Source organism: Nocardioides caeni (assembly GCF_004912195.1).
Taxonomy (GTDB): domain Bacteria; phylum Actinomycetota; class Actinomycetes; order Propionibacteriales; family Nocardioidaceae; genus Nocardioides; species Nocardioides caeni.
On sequence record NZ_STGW01000001.1, the window covers coordinates 286,064 to 301,366 of the forward strand.

At 67.6% G+C, this 15,303-nt stretch carries 15 protein-coding genes; 12 read left to right on the forward strand and 3 right to left on the reverse strand.

Features of this window, described 5'->3' with window-relative positions; all coding sequences use genetic code 11:
* Window positions 1–52 precede the first annotated feature (52 nt).
* Window positions 53–1,099: an alpha/beta fold hydrolase gene (locus E9934_RS20110; RefSeq protein ID WP_136561037.1), complete on the forward strand. Its 1,047-nt coding sequence runs from the start codon at window positions 53–55 to the stop codon at window positions 1,097–1,099.
* 148 nt (window positions 1,100–1,247) lie between these two features.
* Window positions 1,248–1,613 (forward strand): DsrE family protein, encoded by a 366-nt coding sequence (locus E9934_RS01420; protein ID WP_136561038.1) that lies wholly within the window; start codon window positions 1,248–1,250, stop codon window positions 1,611–1,613.
* Here E9934_RS01420 and E9934_RS01425 read toward each other — a convergent pair.
* Window positions 1,603–2,559, reverse strand: a complete 957-nt coding sequence (locus tag E9934_RS01425; protein WP_193556851.1) for a 2-hydroxyacid dehydrogenase — start codon at window positions 2,557–2,559, stop codon at window positions 1,603–1,605. The genes E9934_RS01420 and E9934_RS01425 overlap by 11 nt on opposite strands.
* A 10-nt stretch (window positions 2,560–2,569) precedes the next feature.
* Window positions 2,570–3,916 (reverse strand): FAD-dependent oxidoreductase, encoded by a 1,347-nt coding sequence (locus E9934_RS01430; RefSeq protein ID WP_136561040.1) that lies wholly within the window; start codon window positions 3,914–3,916, stop codon window positions 2,570–2,572.
* A gap of 76 nt (window positions 3,917–3,992) precedes the next feature.
* On the opposite strand from E9934_RS01430, the gene E9934_RS01435 reads away from it, so the two are divergent.
* Window positions 3,993–4,916: a LysR family transcriptional regulator gene (locus E9934_RS01435; RefSeq protein ID WP_202977147.1), complete on the forward strand. Its 924-nt coding sequence runs from the start codon at window positions 3,993–3,995 to the stop codon at window positions 4,914–4,916.
* Between the two features lie 55 nt (window positions 4,917–4,971).
* Here the strand turns inward: E9934_RS01435 and E9934_RS01440 are convergent, their stop codons facing one another.
* Window positions 4,972–5,868 (reverse strand): phenylalanine 4-monooxygenase, encoded by an 897-nt coding sequence (locus E9934_RS01440; protein WP_136561042.1) that lies wholly within the window; start codon window positions 5,866–5,868, stop codon window positions 4,972–4,974.
* Window positions 5,869–5,957: 89 nt separating this feature from the next.
* Between E9934_RS01440 and E9934_RS01445 the strand changes: the two genes are divergently transcribed.
* The 9 genes from E9934_RS01445 (at window position 5,958) to E9934_RS01485 (ending at window position 15,297) form a co-directional block, all read left to right on the forward strand.
* Window positions 5,958–6,389, forward strand: coding sequence for an Lrp/AsnC family transcriptional regulator (locus E9934_RS01445; protein ID WP_202977148.1), 432 nt, complete (start codon window positions 5,958–5,960; stop codon window positions 6,387–6,389).
* A 337-nt stretch (window positions 6,390–6,726) separates the two neighbouring features.
* A complete protein-coding gene (locus E9934_RS20405) occupies window positions 6,727–7,092 on the forward strand; it encodes a competence type IV pilus major pilin ComGC (protein WP_136561044.1) in 366 nt (121 codons plus the stop codon).
* 63 nt (window positions 7,093–7,155) lie between these two features.
* On the forward strand, window positions 7,156–8,256 hold the full coding sequence (locus tag E9934_RS01455) for a type IV pilus twitching motility protein PilT (protein WP_238694685.1): 1,101 nt from the start codon (window positions 7,156–7,158) through the stop codon (window positions 8,254–8,256).
* A 51-nt stretch (window positions 8,257–8,307) separates the two neighbouring features.
* Window positions 8,308–10,017, forward strand: coding sequence for a GspE/PulE family protein (locus E9934_RS01460; protein ID WP_238694686.1), 1,710 nt, complete (start codon window positions 8,308–8,310; stop codon window positions 10,015–10,017).
* A 1-nt stretch (window position 10,018) separates the two neighbouring features.
* Window positions 10,019–11,224, forward strand: coding sequence for a type II secretion system F family protein (locus E9934_RS01465; protein ID WP_136561047.1), 1,206 nt, complete (start codon window positions 10,019–10,021; stop codon window positions 11,222–11,224).
* A complete protein-coding gene (locus E9934_RS20550) occupies window positions 11,224–11,709 on the forward strand; it encodes a type II secretion system protein (protein ID WP_136561048.1) in 486 nt (161 codons plus the stop codon). The genes E9934_RS01465 and E9934_RS20550 overlap by 1 nt, the downstream gene beginning before the upstream one ends.
* Window positions 11,697–12,353, forward strand: coding sequence for a PulJ/GspJ family protein (locus E9934_RS01475; RefSeq protein WP_136561049.1), 657 nt, complete (start codon window positions 11,697–11,699; stop codon window positions 12,351–12,353). The genes E9934_RS20550 and E9934_RS01475 overlap by 13 nt, the downstream gene beginning before the upstream one ends.
* Entirely contained in the window at window positions 12,350–14,500 is a 2,151-nt protein-coding gene (locus tag E9934_RS01480) for a hypothetical protein (protein ID WP_136561050.1), read from the forward strand. Before E9934_RS01475 ends, E9934_RS01480 begins: the two co-directional genes overlap by 4 nt.
* Before the next feature lie 53 nt (window positions 14,501–14,553).
* Window positions 14,554–15,297 carry a prepilin peptidase gene (locus tag E9934_RS01485; RefSeq protein WP_275106608.1) on the forward strand — a complete coding sequence of 248 codons (744 nt, stop codon included), beginning with the start codon at window positions 14,554–14,556 and terminating at the stop codon, window positions 15,295–15,297.
* Window positions 15,298–15,303 lie beyond the last annotated feature (6 nt).

Here is a 15,303-nt window from a genome sequence, read left to right on the forward strand (position 1 = left end):
GGATTCGCGCAGGCGGCCCGCCCCGTCGTCGTCCGCGTCGTACGCTGGGCGCGTGAGCCAGGCAGGGGGCCAGCAGGTCAGGTTCTGCCGCGCCGACGACGGCGTGCGACTGGCTTGGGCGCGCCACGGCTCGGGACCGCCGCTGCTGATCGTGTCCTGCTGGCTCAGTCATCTGCAGCACGACTGGCAGAGCCCGGTGTGGCGGCACTTCCTCGACGACCTCGGAGACGTCGCGACGGTGGTGCGCTATGACGAGCGCGGGTTCGGCCTCTCGGAGTGGGACGTCGCCGACTTCTCCCTCGAGCGGCGCCTCGCCGATCTCGAGACGCTCGTCGACGCTGCCGGGCTGGACCGCTTCGCGGTGATGGGCATGTCGGGCGGCGCGCCGGTCGCGCTGGCCTACGCCCACGCCCACCCGGAGCGGGTCACCCGGATGGTGCTCTATGGCGGCATGGCGGGCGGGGGGATCGTCCAGTCCGACGACGAGGCCGAGCAGGCCTTCCTCGCGATGATCCGCGCCGGCTGGGCGCGCCCCGACCCCGTGTTCCGCCGGGTGTTCACCCACGCCTTCATCCCGGGCGCGACGGAGCAGCAGATGGTGTGGATGGACGAGCTGCAGCGCACCTCGACCAACACCGACAACGCCGTCTGCAGCCGCATCGCCCGGCACGCCGTCGACGTCACCGCGCTGCTGCCGCAGATCTCCGCGCCCACGCTGGTGCTGCACGCCGACGACGACCGGGTCGCGCCGGGTTGGGGACCGCGGTTGGCCGCCGAGATCCCCGACGCGCGGCTGGTGCAGCTCGACTCCGCCAACCACGTGCTGCTCGCCGACGAGCCGGCGTGGGCGGTCTTCCGCGACGAGGTGGCGCGTTTTGTTGCGGAGGACGGGGCCGTCGTACCTGCGTCGCACCTGTCGGAGCGCGAACGGCAGATCGTCGCGCTGGCGGGCGAGGGCCTCGACAATACAGCGATCGCGGAGCGGCTGACATTGAGCGTGCGGACGGTCGAGCGGCACTTCCAGAACGTCTACCTCAAGCTCGGGCTGACAGGTCGTACGGCGCGCGCCGCCGCCGTCGCGCGGGTCATCGCCGGCTGACCGAGCGGGTCCACGCCTACGCGTCGGCCGCCACCGGCTGCCCGACGACAGCGCCCGGCTACGCGTCGGCGCGGACGCGACAGGGGTGTGCGGATCCCTAGCGTCGGGTCATCGGAGGAGCGGCCTCCGCAGGACCCGAGGAGAAGTCATGGGCAACAAGGCAGTCGTCAGTCTCTGCACCGGCATGGAGGACCCCGAGAAGGTGGCCGTCGCCTTCCTCGTCGCGCTGGGCGCAGCCGAGCACGGCCGCCCCACGCTGATGTTCCTGACCAAGGAGGCGGTGCGGCTCGCCGTCCCCGGCACCGCCGTGGGAACGCCGTGCGGCGGATGCCCCTCGCTGCCCGAGCTGCTGGCCCGCTACGAGGCCGCGGGCGGCACCTACCTGGTCTGCCCGCTGTGCTTCAACGCCAAGGCCCTCGACCCGGAGAACCTCATCGGCGCCGCCACGATCGGCGGGACCGTGCCGATGTGGGAGTGGATCGGGGACGAGGGCGCGACGTCGTTCAGCTACTGAGCTCCGGCACCGGGGTGAGCAGGCGGCCGGAGTCGAGCCACGACGCGAGGTTGTCGAGGGTGAGGCGGCGCATGGCGGCGCGGGTCTCCTCGGTGGCTGAGCCGACATGGGGGAGCAGGACGACCTGCTCGAGCTCGCGCAGCGAGGCCGGCACGTGCGGCTCGTCGGCGAGGACGTCGAGGCCGGCAGCCCCGAGGCGTCCCTGCTCGAGCGCCTCGACCAGAGCGGTCTGGTCGACCACCGAGCCCCGGGCGACGTTGACGAGCACACCTCCGGGACCGAGGGCGTCGAGGACCGGCCTGTCGACGAGCGCCTCGGTGGCGGGACCGCCGGGCACGACGACGACGAGGTTGTCGACACCAGCGGCGAGCTCGGTCGCACTCCGCGCATAGGCGTACGGCGTGCCGGGCACCTCGTGGCGTGAGTGGTAGGAGACCACGCACCCCATGGCGGCCAGCAGGTCGGCGATCGTGCGGCCGATCCGGCCCAGCCCCAGGATCCCGACGCGGCTGCCCGAGAGCTGCGGCGTCAGGGGGAACTCGCCGTCGGCCCAGCGCCCCGCACGGACGAACCGGTCCGCCTCGACGAGCCGGCGCCGGGTGGCGAGCAGCAGACCCAGCGCCGTCTCTGCGACGGCCGCATCGAGCACGTCGGGGGTGTTGCTGACGACGACGCCCCGCTCGCGGCAGGCGTCGAGGTCGATGTTGTCGTAGCCCACGCCGTGGTTGGCGATGACGCCGAGGCGCGGCAGCGCGGCGACGAGAGCGGCATCGACCGGGCCGGCATTGGTGCAGACGATGCCCACGACCTCCGAGAGCGCCTCGACATTCTCAGCGAGGAAGGCATCGCGGTCCGGGACGGGCAGGTCGAGCACGTCGTAGCGCCGTCCGACCTCGTCGCGCAGCAGCGGACTGAGCGGCGGGACGCACAGGATCGATCCGGTCACGAGGTCCACGCTAGCTGCGTGCGGCCGCCATCATCTGCGCGCGCTCGCCGAGCTTCACGCGGAGCCGGTCCTCGGCCTGGCCGAGGGCGATCTCGTGCGCGTCGATCCGCTCCCAGCCCTCGTGGGTGATCACCTGCACGTCGCGCTCGGCGAAGTAGGCGTCCACGTCCTCCGGCCGGCGCGCGGTGGCGGTCTCGGTCGTCGACTCGAGGAGATGGCCGACGGTCTCGGCGGCGTCGCTCTTGGTGTGGCCGATCAGGCCGACCGGACCACGCTTGATCCAGCCGGTCACGAACGTGCCGGGGATCGGGTTGCCGTCGAGGTCGAGGACGCGGCCGCCGTCGTTGGGGATGACGGCGGCGCGCTCGTCGAAGGGCAGGCCGGGCAGCGGGGTGCTGCGGTAGCCGATCGCGCGATAGACCTGCTGGACGTCCCAGTTGGTCACCTGGCCGGTGCCGACGACCGAGCCGTCCTCGTCGGGCGAGTGGGTGCGCTCGGTGCGCAGGGTGGTCACGTTGCCGTCGGCGTCGGTAAGGATCTCGGTCGGCGCCTCGGCGAAGTGCAGGTGGATCCGGTGGGGCTTGCCGACCGGGTCCGCGCCGACCCAACTGGTCAGGGTGTTGAGCACCATCTTCTGCGCCTTGTGCTGGGCGATGTGCTCCATGCCGTGCGCGTCCACGTCGAAGCCCTCGGGGTGCACGATCACCTCGACGTTGGGGGAGTGGTTGAGCTCGCGCAGCTCGAGCGGGGAGAACTTGGCGTATGCCGGGCCGCGGCGCGCGAAGACGTGCACGTCGGTGATCGTCTTGGCCAGCAGGCCGGCGTGGACGTGCGAAGGGATGTCGGTGACGAGCATCTCGTCGCCGGTCTTGGCCAGCACGCGGGCCACGTCGAGGGCGACGTTGCCGACGCCGAGCACCGCGACACTCGTGGCCTCGAGGGGCCAGGTCTGCGGGACGTCGGGGTGGGCGTCGTACCACGAGACGAAGTCGGCGGCGCCGAGCGACGCCTCCTCACCGGGGATGCCCAGGTCGCGGTCGGCCATGGCGCCGGTCGAGATGACGACGGCGTCGTAGAACTCGCGCAGGTCCTCGAGCTTCACGTCCACGCCGTACTCGACGTTGCCGAGGAAGCGGACCTCCGGCTTGGCGAGCACGCGCTGGAGCGCCTTGATGATCTCCTTGATCCGCGGGTGGTCCGGCGCGACGCCGTAGCGCACCAGGCCGAAGGGCGCGGGCAGGCGCTCGAGGATGTCGACGGAGACCGGGGTGCCCGTCGTCTCCTGGGCCTTGGTGAGGATGTCAGCGGCGTAGATGCCGGCGGGGCCACCGCCCACGATCGCAACGCGAAGAGTCATGTCCACGAGTCTGCGGATCGTCGGGCTCTCACAGAACGAGGTTGTGGTTGGGTGCTCACAAGGTAGCCTTGTGGGCGTGTTGGGTCCTCACGTGCCGGAGCTGCGAGCCCTCGAGCTGTTGGTCGTCGTCGCGCGCACGGGCAGCATCGGCGCCGCGGCGACGGAGCTGGGCATCACCCAGCAGGCCGCGTCGTCGCGGGTGCGGACGATGGAGTCCCTCGTGGGGGAGCCGCTGATCGCCCGGAGCGCGCGTGGCTCGGACCTCACTCCGACCGGGGAGCTCGTCGTGCAGTGGGCGGCCCGGGTCCTCGATGCCGCGCGTGAGCTGGACGCCGGCATCAGCGCCGTGCGGGCCGACCGACGTGGCCACCTCGACATCGCCGCCAGCCTCACCATCGCCGAGCACCTGTTGCCCGGTTGGCTCGTCGGCCTGCGGGCCCAGCAGGTCCAGCGCGGCCTGGAGCCGACCGACATCACGATGACCGCGACCAACACCGCGCGGGTCGTCGCGCTCGTCGAGGCGGGCGACGTTGCCCTGGGCTTCGTCGAGGGCCCGGACGCCCCCCGACGGCTGCGGCACCGGCTGGTCGGCACCGACGAGCTGGTCGTGGTGGTCGGTCCCGCACACCCGTGGGCCGCCCGGTCCCGCCGCCGCCTGAGCGCCGCGACGCTGGCGTCCACCCCCCTCGTCGTACGCGAGGCAGGGTCGGGGACCCGGACCGTCCTCGAGCGGGCCCTGGCGGGCCTGCCGGCTCCCGCTCCTGCCCTGGAGCTCTCCAGCACCGCGGCGGTGCGGGCGGCCGTCGCCGCCGGCGCCGGCCCCGCAGCCCTCGGCGCCCACGCGGTCCGCGACGACCTCGCGACCGGGCGCCTGGTGCGGGTCACCGTCTCCGGCCTCGACCTCACCCGTCGCCTCCACGCCGTCTGGAAGGGCGGGCCGCAGCCACCCGAGGGGCCGGCGCGCGAGCTGATCGCCTGGGCCGCGCGGCGACCCACCTGACGAATCTGCCCGTGGATCGGCAGCAGAAAGGTCAGGTACGACGACCGGTCGGGCGTCAGGCGTGCGCGGGGTGCCGCTCGAGGACGGCCGCGATGGAGTCGTCGGTGCAGGTGGCCCAGAAGGTGCCGACGACGTCCTCGACCTGGCTGAACGACTCGGCGGCATAGAGCACGTTCTGGTAGTCGGTGATGTCGTAGAGCTGGGTGCCCATCTCGGTGATGTCGAGGGGGCGGATGGTCATCCCGCGGAAGGCCTCGATCTCGCCGGGGGAGGAGAGGATGCCGGCGCCGTAGGCCTTCATGTCGCGGCCCTCCCAGAGGATCCCGAACTCGAGGGTGAACCAGAAGACCTTGCTGACGAACTCCAGGGCCTCGGTGGTGCGCACGCGGCGCGATGCCTTGCCCGCGAGCTCGTAGAGGGCGGTGAAGCGCGGGTTGGCGAGGGTGTTGCCGTGGCCGACGACCTCGTGCAGGACGTCGGGCTCGGGCGTGTAGAGCGGGACCGAGTGGTGGCGGACGTATTGCGTCGACCAGAACGCCTTGTCGGCCAGCGAGCCGTAGAAGTCCCGCAGCGGCACGAGGCCCGCGGCCGGCTGGTAGCGGTAGCCCGTGAGCGGGGCCAGCCAGTCGCTGACCTCGGCGAGCTGGGGGATGTGGTCGAGGGGGAGGGCGAGGTCCTCCTTGCCGTCGAGGAACTCCCGGCAGGCATAGGTGCGGTGCTTGGTGACCAGTGCCTCGCTGACGACCTGCCAGACCCGGTGCTCGTCATCGGTGTACGACGCGGTGGGGCATGGTGCGCCCGGCCGCCAGTTGCTGGCGAGCGTGGCCAGGGCATCGCGACGCGCACGGTAGTCGGCGTCGGCGAAGCCGGGGTGGTCGGCGCCCAGGTGCACCTTGAGGGATCCGTCCTCATCGGTGGTGACCGGCGCGAAGTACTGCGCTTCCTCGAACATCCGTCCAGTCTCGGTCTTCGTCCACCTCGTGGCGACATCTGTTAGACGATCCGTTCCCGCGGCCACTCTTTGGCGGCAGAATGTCCACCATGGACGAGACCGATCGCGCGATCCTGGACGAGCTGCGCCGCGATGCCCGCACCTCGATGAGCGAGGTGGCCAGCCGGGTCGGCATCAGCCGCGCCAGCGCCTATGCCCGGGTGAAGCGGTTGGTCGACGACCGGGTGATCCGGTCGTTCACCATCGACGTGGACCACGCGGCGCTCGGGCTCGGCCTCCCCGCCTATGTGCACGTGCGGATCAAGCAGAACTCTTGGAAGTCCTTCCGCACCAAGGTCTGGGAGCTCGAGGAGGCCGCCCACGTGGCCCTGGTCGCCGGTGACTTCGACTGCGTGATCCTGCTGCGTGCTCGCGACGCTGCCCATCTGCGGGAGTTGGTGCTGGAGCGGATCCAGTCGCTCCCCGAGGTCGTGGCGACGCAGACCGTCCTGGTCTTCGAGGAGCACGTCGGCCCTGCGTGACCGGCCCGGTCGTCGAGGAGGTTGCGCAGCGAAGTCGCCCGGTCGTCGAGGAGGTTGCGCAGCGAAGTCGACCGGTCGTCGAGGAGGTTGCGCAGCAACCGTCTCGAGACGCCCTGGCCGCGAAGTATGGCGTTGCTGATTCCGTCGCGCAGGACAACCATCGGAAACGATGGGTCACCAAAATGCTGCGGCGGAAAGATAGCCGCAAAAGTCGCCATTAGAAAGTAAAGAAATGGCGAATCGCGGGACGGTGTGTCACGGGTGCCGTTGGCTGAGACGTGGCCGCTCGGGGCTCATTGACTCTCTGACTCTCTCTTTCCAAATGTGGGGTAATCGCATGCGCAACACTCTCGACCGACTCCAGGCTCGTCGCCGTGACGACGCCGGCTTCACCCTGATCGAGCTCCTGATCGTCATCGTCATCCTCGGCGTGCTTGCCGCGGTCGTCGTCTTCTCTGTCCGTGGTATCACCGACCGGGGCGATGAGTCGGCCTGTAAGGCGAACCTCAAGACGGCCGAGACAGCCGTCGAGGCGTACTACGCCAAGGTGGGTTCCAACCCGGCGAGCCTCGCGGTATTGGTGCCGGACTACCTGAAGTCAGACCCCAGCGACTCCGTTGATCCTGGAGCTGTGGACGCCAAGGTTCGAGTTGGCTACACCGCGGCCACGGGCGTTGTCACGCCCGGTACCTCCTGCGACTGAGCCATCCACGTCGAGGGGCCGCCGCGCGGCGGCGGTCCCTCGATGTTTCTTGAGGGAGAGCCCGTGTATCACCACCTGCATAAGATCGGCGACCGGATCGACCGCCTGCTCCAGGCTCTGTGGGAGGTCCGCGGCACCGACCTGCTGCTGACCGTCGGCCTGCCGCCGATGCTGCGGGTGGACGGCTCCCTCTCGCCGGTGCCGGGGGCGTCGGTCCTCACGACCGACGACACGGACTCGCTTCTGCGGGAGGTGCTGAGCCCCGAGCAGACCGACGTCTGGGGCAACCAGCACGAGTACGACTTCTCCTTCTCCTGGCGCGAGCACGCCCGGATCCGTGGCAACGCCTTCACCCAGCGCGGGATGACGGCGGTGGCGCTGCGAATGATCCCGCGCACCGTGCCGACGCCCGACCAGCTCGGGCTGCCGCCGGCGCTGCGCGACCTGGCGATGCGCCACCAGGGCCTCATCCTGATGACCGGCCCGACCGGGTCCGGCAAGTCGACGACCCTGGCCTCGCTCATCGACCTCATCAACTCCAACCGCGGTTGCCACATCATCACCGTCGAGGACCCGATCGAATACGTCCACGACCACAAGATGTCGGCCGTCAATCAGCGCGAGGTCGGCACCGACACCGGCTCCTTCCACAATGCGCTGCGCAGCGTCCTGCGTGAGGACCCCGACGTGCTGCTGGTCGGCGAGATGCGCGACCTGGAGTCCATCCAGTTCGCCCTCACCGTCGCCGAGACCGGCCACCTCGTCTTCGCGACGCTGCACACCAATGACACGGCGCAGTCCCTCGGCCGAATGATCGACGTGTTCCCTGCCGAGCAGCAGGCCCAGATCCGGGTCCAGCTTGCCGCTGCGCTGTCGTGCGTGGTGTACCAACGGCTCGTGCCGAAGATCGGCGGCGGAATGACGGCTGCCTACGAGGTTCTCGTCGCGACGCCCGCCGTGCGGAACCTGATCAAGGAGGGCAAGACACATCAGCTGCGCAACTCCCTTGTCACCGGCGCCCGGGACGGGATGATCACTCTGGAGCAATCGCTCTCACACCTCATCCACAATGGCGTCGTCACCGAAGAAGAGGCAGCGGCGCGCAGCCTCTACCCCAAGGACATCGAGACCCGGCCGCGGATGACCGCACCGGCGATGCGCTGACACCAACAGGAGATCGAGCACAGGATGAGACTCCGTGGCAGGCACCAGAAGGTGGAGGCTCCGGTCGTCGCCGCACCGACCGGGGGCGACGACGACCGGCTCGGGCGCGTTCTCGTGGGCGCCGGCCGCATCCAGCCCTTCCACCTCGACGCCGCCCGCAATGCGGGCGGAGGCTCACTCGGTGAACGCTTGGTCGCCACCGGTGCGATTACCGAGGATGTACTCGCCCGGACGCTCGCCGAGCACTACGGCGTAGGCCTCGCCGACTTCCGCAGCGCGTCTCCGGCCCCCGAAGCGGTGGGCCTCCTGACCCGTGAGCAGGCGGTGACCTTGCAGGCGCTTCCGATCGTTGTCTCGGAGGAGACCGTCACGGTCGCGGTGCTCGACCCCGCCCCAGAGCGGCTGTCATCCGTGGTGGCGGTGCTCGAGCGGTCTGTCATCGCGGTCGTTGCCACGCAGCGCGACTTGGAGCGGGGCATCGCGACTTCCTACCGGGCGACCAAGGAAGTCGACAGTCAGGTCCGGGCGTACGAGGCCCGAGATGCCTTGCGGCGCGACGCCGCGGACCTTGACGTCATCAGTGCGAGCGACGACGCGCCGGTGGTCCGGGTTGTCCAGTCGATCATCACGCAGGCTCTGCGCGACCGGGCCTCCGACGTTCACGTCGAGCCTGGCGCTGAACGGGTGCGGGTCCGCTACCGCATCGACGGCGCCCTGACCGAGGTGCTGGACCTGCCCGGCTCCATCGGTCCTGCCATCGTCAGCCGGGTCAAGATCCTCGCGGGGATGAACATCGTGGAGCGACGCCGGCCCCAGGACGGACAGATCTCTATGGAGATCGACGGCCGCGACGTCGACATCCGGGTGTCAACCACGGCTGTGGTGAGCGGCGAAAAGATTGTGATGAGGGTGCTCGACAAGTCTCGACCACTGTTCAAGCTCGAGCAGCTCGGCATGCCGTCGGCTGTCGCCGAGCGCTACTCCCAACTCATCCACTCGCCGTTCGGGATGGTCATCTGCGCGGGACCCACCGGTGGTGGCAAGACCACGACGCTCTACGCCTCGCTGGGGGAGCTCAACAGCCCCGAGAAGAACCTGATGACGATCGAGGACCCAGTCGAATACCGGTTCGACTCGATCAACCAGATCCAGATCAACGAGCAGGCTGGCATCACTTTCGCCGGCGGACTCAAGTCCATCCTGCGCCAAGATCCTGATGTCATTCTCGTCGGGGAGATCCGCGATGTCGACACGGCCCGGATCGCGGTGCAGTCAGCGCTGACCGGCCACCTCGTGCTCTCGTCGCTGCATGCAACCGAGGCAGTCTCGGCACTCTACCGTCTGCTCGACATGGGCATCGAGGCATTCCTCATCGCTTCCTCGGTGACAGCCGTCGTCGCCCAGCGCTTGGTGCGCCGGAGCTGCACCTCGTGTCTTGAGGTCTACGCGCCGACCGCCGACGAGCTGGCCTTCCTGCAAGCCTTCGGCGGGGAGGAGCCGATCGGCGGTTATCGGCATGGCACCGGCTGCCACCTGTGCGCCCACACCGGCTACTTGGAACGGATCGGCGTCTACGAGATGCTCGTGATCACCGACGAGGTGCGCGAGCTCATCATCGACCGCGCGCCGCACGACCAGATGCGCAAGCTGGCGCGCAGTCAGGGCATGCGCACCTTGCAGGAGCAGGGCGCACGGCTGGTCACCGAAGGCATGACGACGGCCGCCGAGGTCATGCGTTCCATCTACGTCGCGGGGGTCTGAAGTGCCGAAGTTCGCCTACGTCGGGGTCGACCTCGACGGCCAGAAGGTCAAAGGGACCCACAAGGCCTCCAGCCGTGGAGACGCGGAGGTCGCGCTCTACGACCGGGAGATTCGCGACCTTCGGGTCACCGAGAAGAAGAGCATCCTGCAGTACGAGATCACATGTCCCCGCATCAAGCGCGAGCAGGTCATGCATCTGTCGAGGCAGATCGCCGCGTTCCTCCGCGCGGGCCTTCCGATCCTCGACGCCGTCCACTCGCTCGGCGCGGAGAGTGAGAACTCCTCGGTTCGCCGGATGATGAACGACATCGAGGACGGTCTGCGGACGGGCGAGCGTTTCTCAGACACCCTCGAGCGCTACCCCAAGGTGTTTCCCGAGTTCTACCGCGGCATCGTGCGCTCAGCTGAGCTCACGGGCGAGCTCGACACAGTGCTGGCCCGCCTCGCTCGGTACATCGAGCGCGACCTGGAAGCCCGGCGCAAGGTCAAGTCGGCGATGATCTACCCGATCGCCGTGGCAGCAATGTCGGTGGTCACCGTCCTGGTACTTGCTCTCTACGTTCTGCCGAAGTTCGAGTCGTTCTTCGCCGACCTCGACGCAGAGTTGCCATTGCCGACCCGGATGCTTCTCGCCACGACCGACTTCATTGGCGCCTGGTGGTGGGCGATGGCGGGTGCCGCGGCACTGCTGACGTTGGTGTTCCTGCTGTCTCAGCGTTTCGAGCGCGGTAAGTACGCCTTCCACCTGCTGCTGCTCAAAACGCCGGTGTTGGGCGAGACTATTCAGTACATGCTGGTCGAGCGTTTCTGCCGCGTGATGGCGTCGATGGTGAGTGCCGGAGTCAACCTTCAGGAAGCGATCCGGGTCGCCACTGATTCGTTGCGCAATCGGGTTTTCATGCGGCGGCTCAACGGCGTCACCGAGCAGATGCTCGAGGGCCAGGGCATCGCCGGCCCGCTCGCGCGGACCAACTTGTTCCCGGGAACGGCTACGTCGATGCTTCGCGTCGGGGAAGACACGGGTTCGATGGACGTCCAGCTTGAGGTAACGGCGGAGTATTACGAGGATGAGCTCGACTACAAGATCGCCAAGCTGACGGCGCTCTTCGAGCCGCTAGTCATCATCGTCATGGGCGGCATCGTTGGCTTCGTTGCGGTGGCCCTGGTGTCGGCGATGTACGGCATCTTCAATCAGGTCGATATCTGATGCATGTCCCGCGTCGCACGCTCGACGACCAAGGTGTCACGCTGGTAGAGACCCTGGTTGCCATTGTCATACTCGGAATCGCCGGGGTAGCCGTGTTGGCAGGATTCCAGATGAGCGTGACCGCGTCGGACTATCACCGAAAGCAGACAACGGGTGGGAGCTACGCGCGCAGTTACGCTGAGGCGATCCAGCAATACCTTGTCGAAACCCCGTCGGCCTGGGTGCCATGCGTTCCCGCGGGGACCTATGACTTGGGTGATCTCCCGGCCTCTTACGTTCCGTCCAACTGGCCGGACGGATACGTGGCGTCGCAGATTGGATCGACGCCGCAGGTCGCGTATGACGGAGATCCTGGAGCCGCCGGCTGCTCCGTCGACACGGCTGTTCTGGTGCGCCTCGAGGTTCGAAGCCAGGACAATCGAGGGGTGGAGACGCTCGACGTCGTCCTTCAGCGGCCGTGCGGAGGAGTCGAATGCACGAGTTGACCTCGGCTTCGGAGGGAAGCGGACACCGCGCTCAAAGAGATGCCGGATTTACATTGATGGAACTGGTGGTCACGGTGGCGATCATTGGAGGCGTCACGACCGTTCTGTCGGGCGTTGTCATCGCCTTCCTCAAGAACACCGCCGACACGCAGGCAAGGTTGACTGAGTCCCACGATGTCCAACTCGCTGCGGCCTATTGGCAGCGGGATGTCTCAAGCATCGGCGTCCGGAGCACAACACCCGATCCCGCTACGGGAAACTACCCTCTAGCTCAGTGGGCGTCAGACACAGCCTGCGGCAATCTGCCCTCGGGATACTCGCCTGACATCACTCTCTCTTGGGGGGAGTACACGTCGCGGACTTCAAGCGACCCACCGGCCCAGATCAAGATCACCTACGCCACCAAGCTGGTGTCGGGCTCGACCTACGAGATGGTCCGCGTGCGATGTGGCACGGCCGCATCCGTCGTCTCGGTGGCCAACAACCTTGCGGGGCGACCGCAGGTGCGGTGCGACGGCGGGAACTGCGTGCCGTCGGCGACAGCACCACGAATCATCACTATGAGACTTCAAGTCCACGACGCCGGTGAACGACACAGTGGCGACTACACAGCGACCCTCACTGGCGAACGGAGACAGTCATGACAGTGCGCCCACGCAATCGGTACGCACGTCGGCTCAAGTCTTCTCGCGACGACTCCGGGGCGATCCTGATCATCGCGCTCATCATCACGACCGTGATCGCGGTCGTCGTGAGCGCGTTGCTTACCCGCGGTGACGGTTCACTCAGGGCAACCGTCCAACTTCGGCAGGTTGCTGGCTCGACCTACGCCGCGGACGGCGCGGCGCAGGTCGCCATCAACGCGCTGCGCTCGGGCTACAACCCTAGAGGCGTGACTCCATGGTCGTACACGAACGCGTTGATTCCTAGCACCGTCGTTCGCGAAGGTTGTTTCGGATGGAGCGGAGCGAATCAGCCCGTAGATTCGATGCTGCTGTCCGACTTCTACCCGGCCCCGACCTCCAGTGGGAACGGGGCGACGAGTGCGGTGGTCACATGCGAAGCCGAGCTGGACACGGGGGACGCCGGCCCTCTGGTGCCGATCAACAATCAGAACAAGCCTGGCTACGCCATCGTGACGTTGGGCGGTAACGTCGATGCGAGCGGGAGCAATGATCCGGGCCTCTTGGTCAAGGGCGGCATCTACGCCAACGGCAACGTTCTCGGCAAGGTCAATGTTCTCGCCGGGGGTATTCGCGCAACCGGGAGCTGTAGTGGAGCTCAGGTCGTCGGATCTCCGAAGAACTGCCCCGCCGGAGCACCAGTCGTTGACCCTAACTACGCCGCAGAGATCACGAGCGTCCCGGATTGGCGCAAGGCTCCGACCGCTTGCACTAGTGGGGTGGCGATCTTCGAGCCCGGCTACTACGACAGCGCAAGTGACCTCAACACAGCCACGAACCTCTGCGGCACCTTGTGGTTCAAACCTGGAAATTACTACTTCGATTTTCACAACGATGCCTGCGCCAACGTTTGCCCGTCTGGACTGTTCGGGACGGCTGGCAACGAGTGGACCATCAACAATAAGAAAATCGTCGCCGGAACGCCCATCGGTGGAGGGTCCCTTCCAAGCAACCCGACGATTCCGGGCGCCTGCGACAGTCCGATCGACAACGTCAACGCCCAGGGGGTGCAGTTCGTCTTCGGTGGCAGCAGTCGTTTCTACGTAGACCAGAACTCGGACATCGAGTTCTGCGGCAGCTATCACAACGATCGCCCGCCGATCGTGGTCTACGGACTAAAGAACGGGAGCACTCCGACCTCATCGTCCCTTGCGGGGATGACGCCCTCGTCGGTGGTCGAAACCGGTGGATTCACGAACGCTACCGCGCTTCGCGTCGCGACCGCCGACGGAGGACAACCGGTCGACCTGACGAAGGTGGCGACCTGGACCAACAGTTCGTCAGGTGACCAAACCACGACGGTGTCGCTCAAGGGCTACACCCCAGGCGCCGCCATTCCGCCGGGATCCATCGTCACGGGGGCATCCGTCAACGTCACCCACGCGGATGGAGCGAGCCGCCCGTCCGCGTCCATCGCGGTCAAGGTAGACGGCTCCTCGACGAACACTGCGGCGTTTACGTTGCCAACCCACGCAGCGAACTCAACTGATGGTGGCGCCAGCGGAGTGCCTCTGACCGGAGATACGCTCGCTGACTTGCAGAAGCAGGTGCGTGAGTTCGGTTACAGCGGCGCAACTATCGATTACGTCGCGGGAATGCGCAATGCGGGCACCGCGCACCTTGACGCCATCCGGCTCAGCTTGACTTACTACACGCCAGTACTTCGTGGCCAGTCTGGGACATGTATCGCCTCCGGATCATGCAGGTTCATCAACATGAAGCAAGGAAACGCGAAAAACCAAATCTACTTCCAAGGTACTACCTATGTTCCACTTGGGAACATTCGGCTCCTGATCGGCAACTTCTCCAACGAGATCATGAAATTCGGGCTTATTTCCAACAGTCTCGAGTTCGCCTTCTGGAACGGAAACTCGGTGCAAGACCAACCCGTGATCGAGATTCCCGACAACTCGCCGGGCTTTGGAGTGAAGAGCACTATCGTGCAGCTCAAGGTCTATGTCTGTCCCAGTTCCCCGACCTGCAGCGCTAGCGGAACGCCCGCTCTGACTTCACGAGTGCAGCTTTGGGCGCCAACCGGAGGAGCGAATGGCGGAGAGGTAAAGAATAAACGTGCCGTCCGAGTTCTGAGCTGGAGTCACCCGCGCTGACCGAGCAGGAGCTCCTCGACCTCGCCGTCCCGACGATCGCCGGCCTCCTCGGGCTGGCCATCGGGTCCTTCCTCAATGTCGTCGCGCACCGCGTGCCGGCGGGGGAGTCGGTGGTGCATCCGCCGTCGGCGTGCCCGGCGTGCGGTCATGCGATCCGGGGGCGGCACAACGTGCCGGTGCTGGGGTGGCTGGTGCTGCGGGGGCGGTGCTTCGACTGCAGGGCACCGATCAGTCCGCGCTACCCGCTCGTCGAGCTCGGGACCGGCATCGCGTTCTCGCTCGTCGCGGTGCGGCTCGGGACGGACGAGGCGGGGCTGCGGGTACTGCCGGCCTACCTCGCCTTCACCGGCATCGGGATCGCGCTCGCGCTCATCGACCTGGACGTGAAGCGGCTGCCGGACAAGATCGTGCTGCCGTCGTACCCCGTCCTCGCGGGGCTGCTCCTCATCGGGTGGGACGGGGAGGCGCTGTGGCGGGCGCTGCTCGGAGCCGCCATCCTGGGGGCGTTCTACTTCGTCGTCTGGTTCATCGCGCCGGGCGGGATGGGGTTCGGCGACGTCAAGCTCGCCGGGATCGTCGGCGGCATGACGGCCTACCTGTCGTGGGGGACCTTCCTCGTCGGTGCCTTCGGAGCGTTCCTGCTCGGCGCGGCGGCCGGCCTGATGCTGATGGCCGGCGGGCGTGCCGGTCGCAAGACCGCGGTGCCGTTCGGGCCGTTCATGCTGCTCGCCGCCCTGAGCTCGATCCTGGGCGCCGGGTACCTCGGTGATGCCTACCTGGAGCTGATCGGCCTCTGAGGCCTC

What these genes read in the sequence shown, in the direction of transcription:
- E9934_RS01475 (WP_136561049.1), top strand. Translation starts at nt 11,697, where the DNA reads ATGCACGAGTTGACCTCGGCTTCGGAGGGAAGCGGACACCGCGCTCAA.
- E9934_RS20405 (WP_136561044.1), top strand. Translation starts at nt 6,727, where the DNA reads ATGCGCAACACTCTCGACCGACTCCAGGCTCGTCGCCGTGACGACGCC.
- E9934_RS01430 (WP_136561040.1), bottom strand. Translation starts at nt 3,916, where the DNA reads ATGACTCTTCGCGTTGCGATCGTGGGCGGTGGCCCCGCCGGCATCTAC.
- E9934_RS01445 (WP_202977148.1), top strand. Translation starts at nt 5,958, where the DNA reads ATGGACGAGACCGATCGCGCGATCCTGGACGAGCTGCGCCGCGATGCC.
- E9934_RS20550 (WP_136561048.1), top strand. Translation starts at nt 11,224, where the DNA reads ATGCATGTCCCGCGTCGCACGCTCGACGACCAAGGTGTCACGCTGGTA.
- E9934_RS01420 (WP_136561038.1), top strand. Translation starts at nt 1,248, where the DNA reads ATGGGCAACAAGGCAGTCGTCAGTCTCTGCACCGGCATGGAGGACCCC.
- E9934_RS01440 (WP_136561042.1), bottom strand. Translation starts at nt 5,868, where the DNA reads ATGTTCGAGGAAGCGCAGTACTTCGCGCCGGTCACCACCGATGAGGAC.
- E9934_RS01480 (WP_136561050.1), top strand. Translation starts at nt 12,350, where the DNA reads ATGACAGTGCGCCCACGCAATCGGTACGCACGTCGGCTCAAGTCTTCT.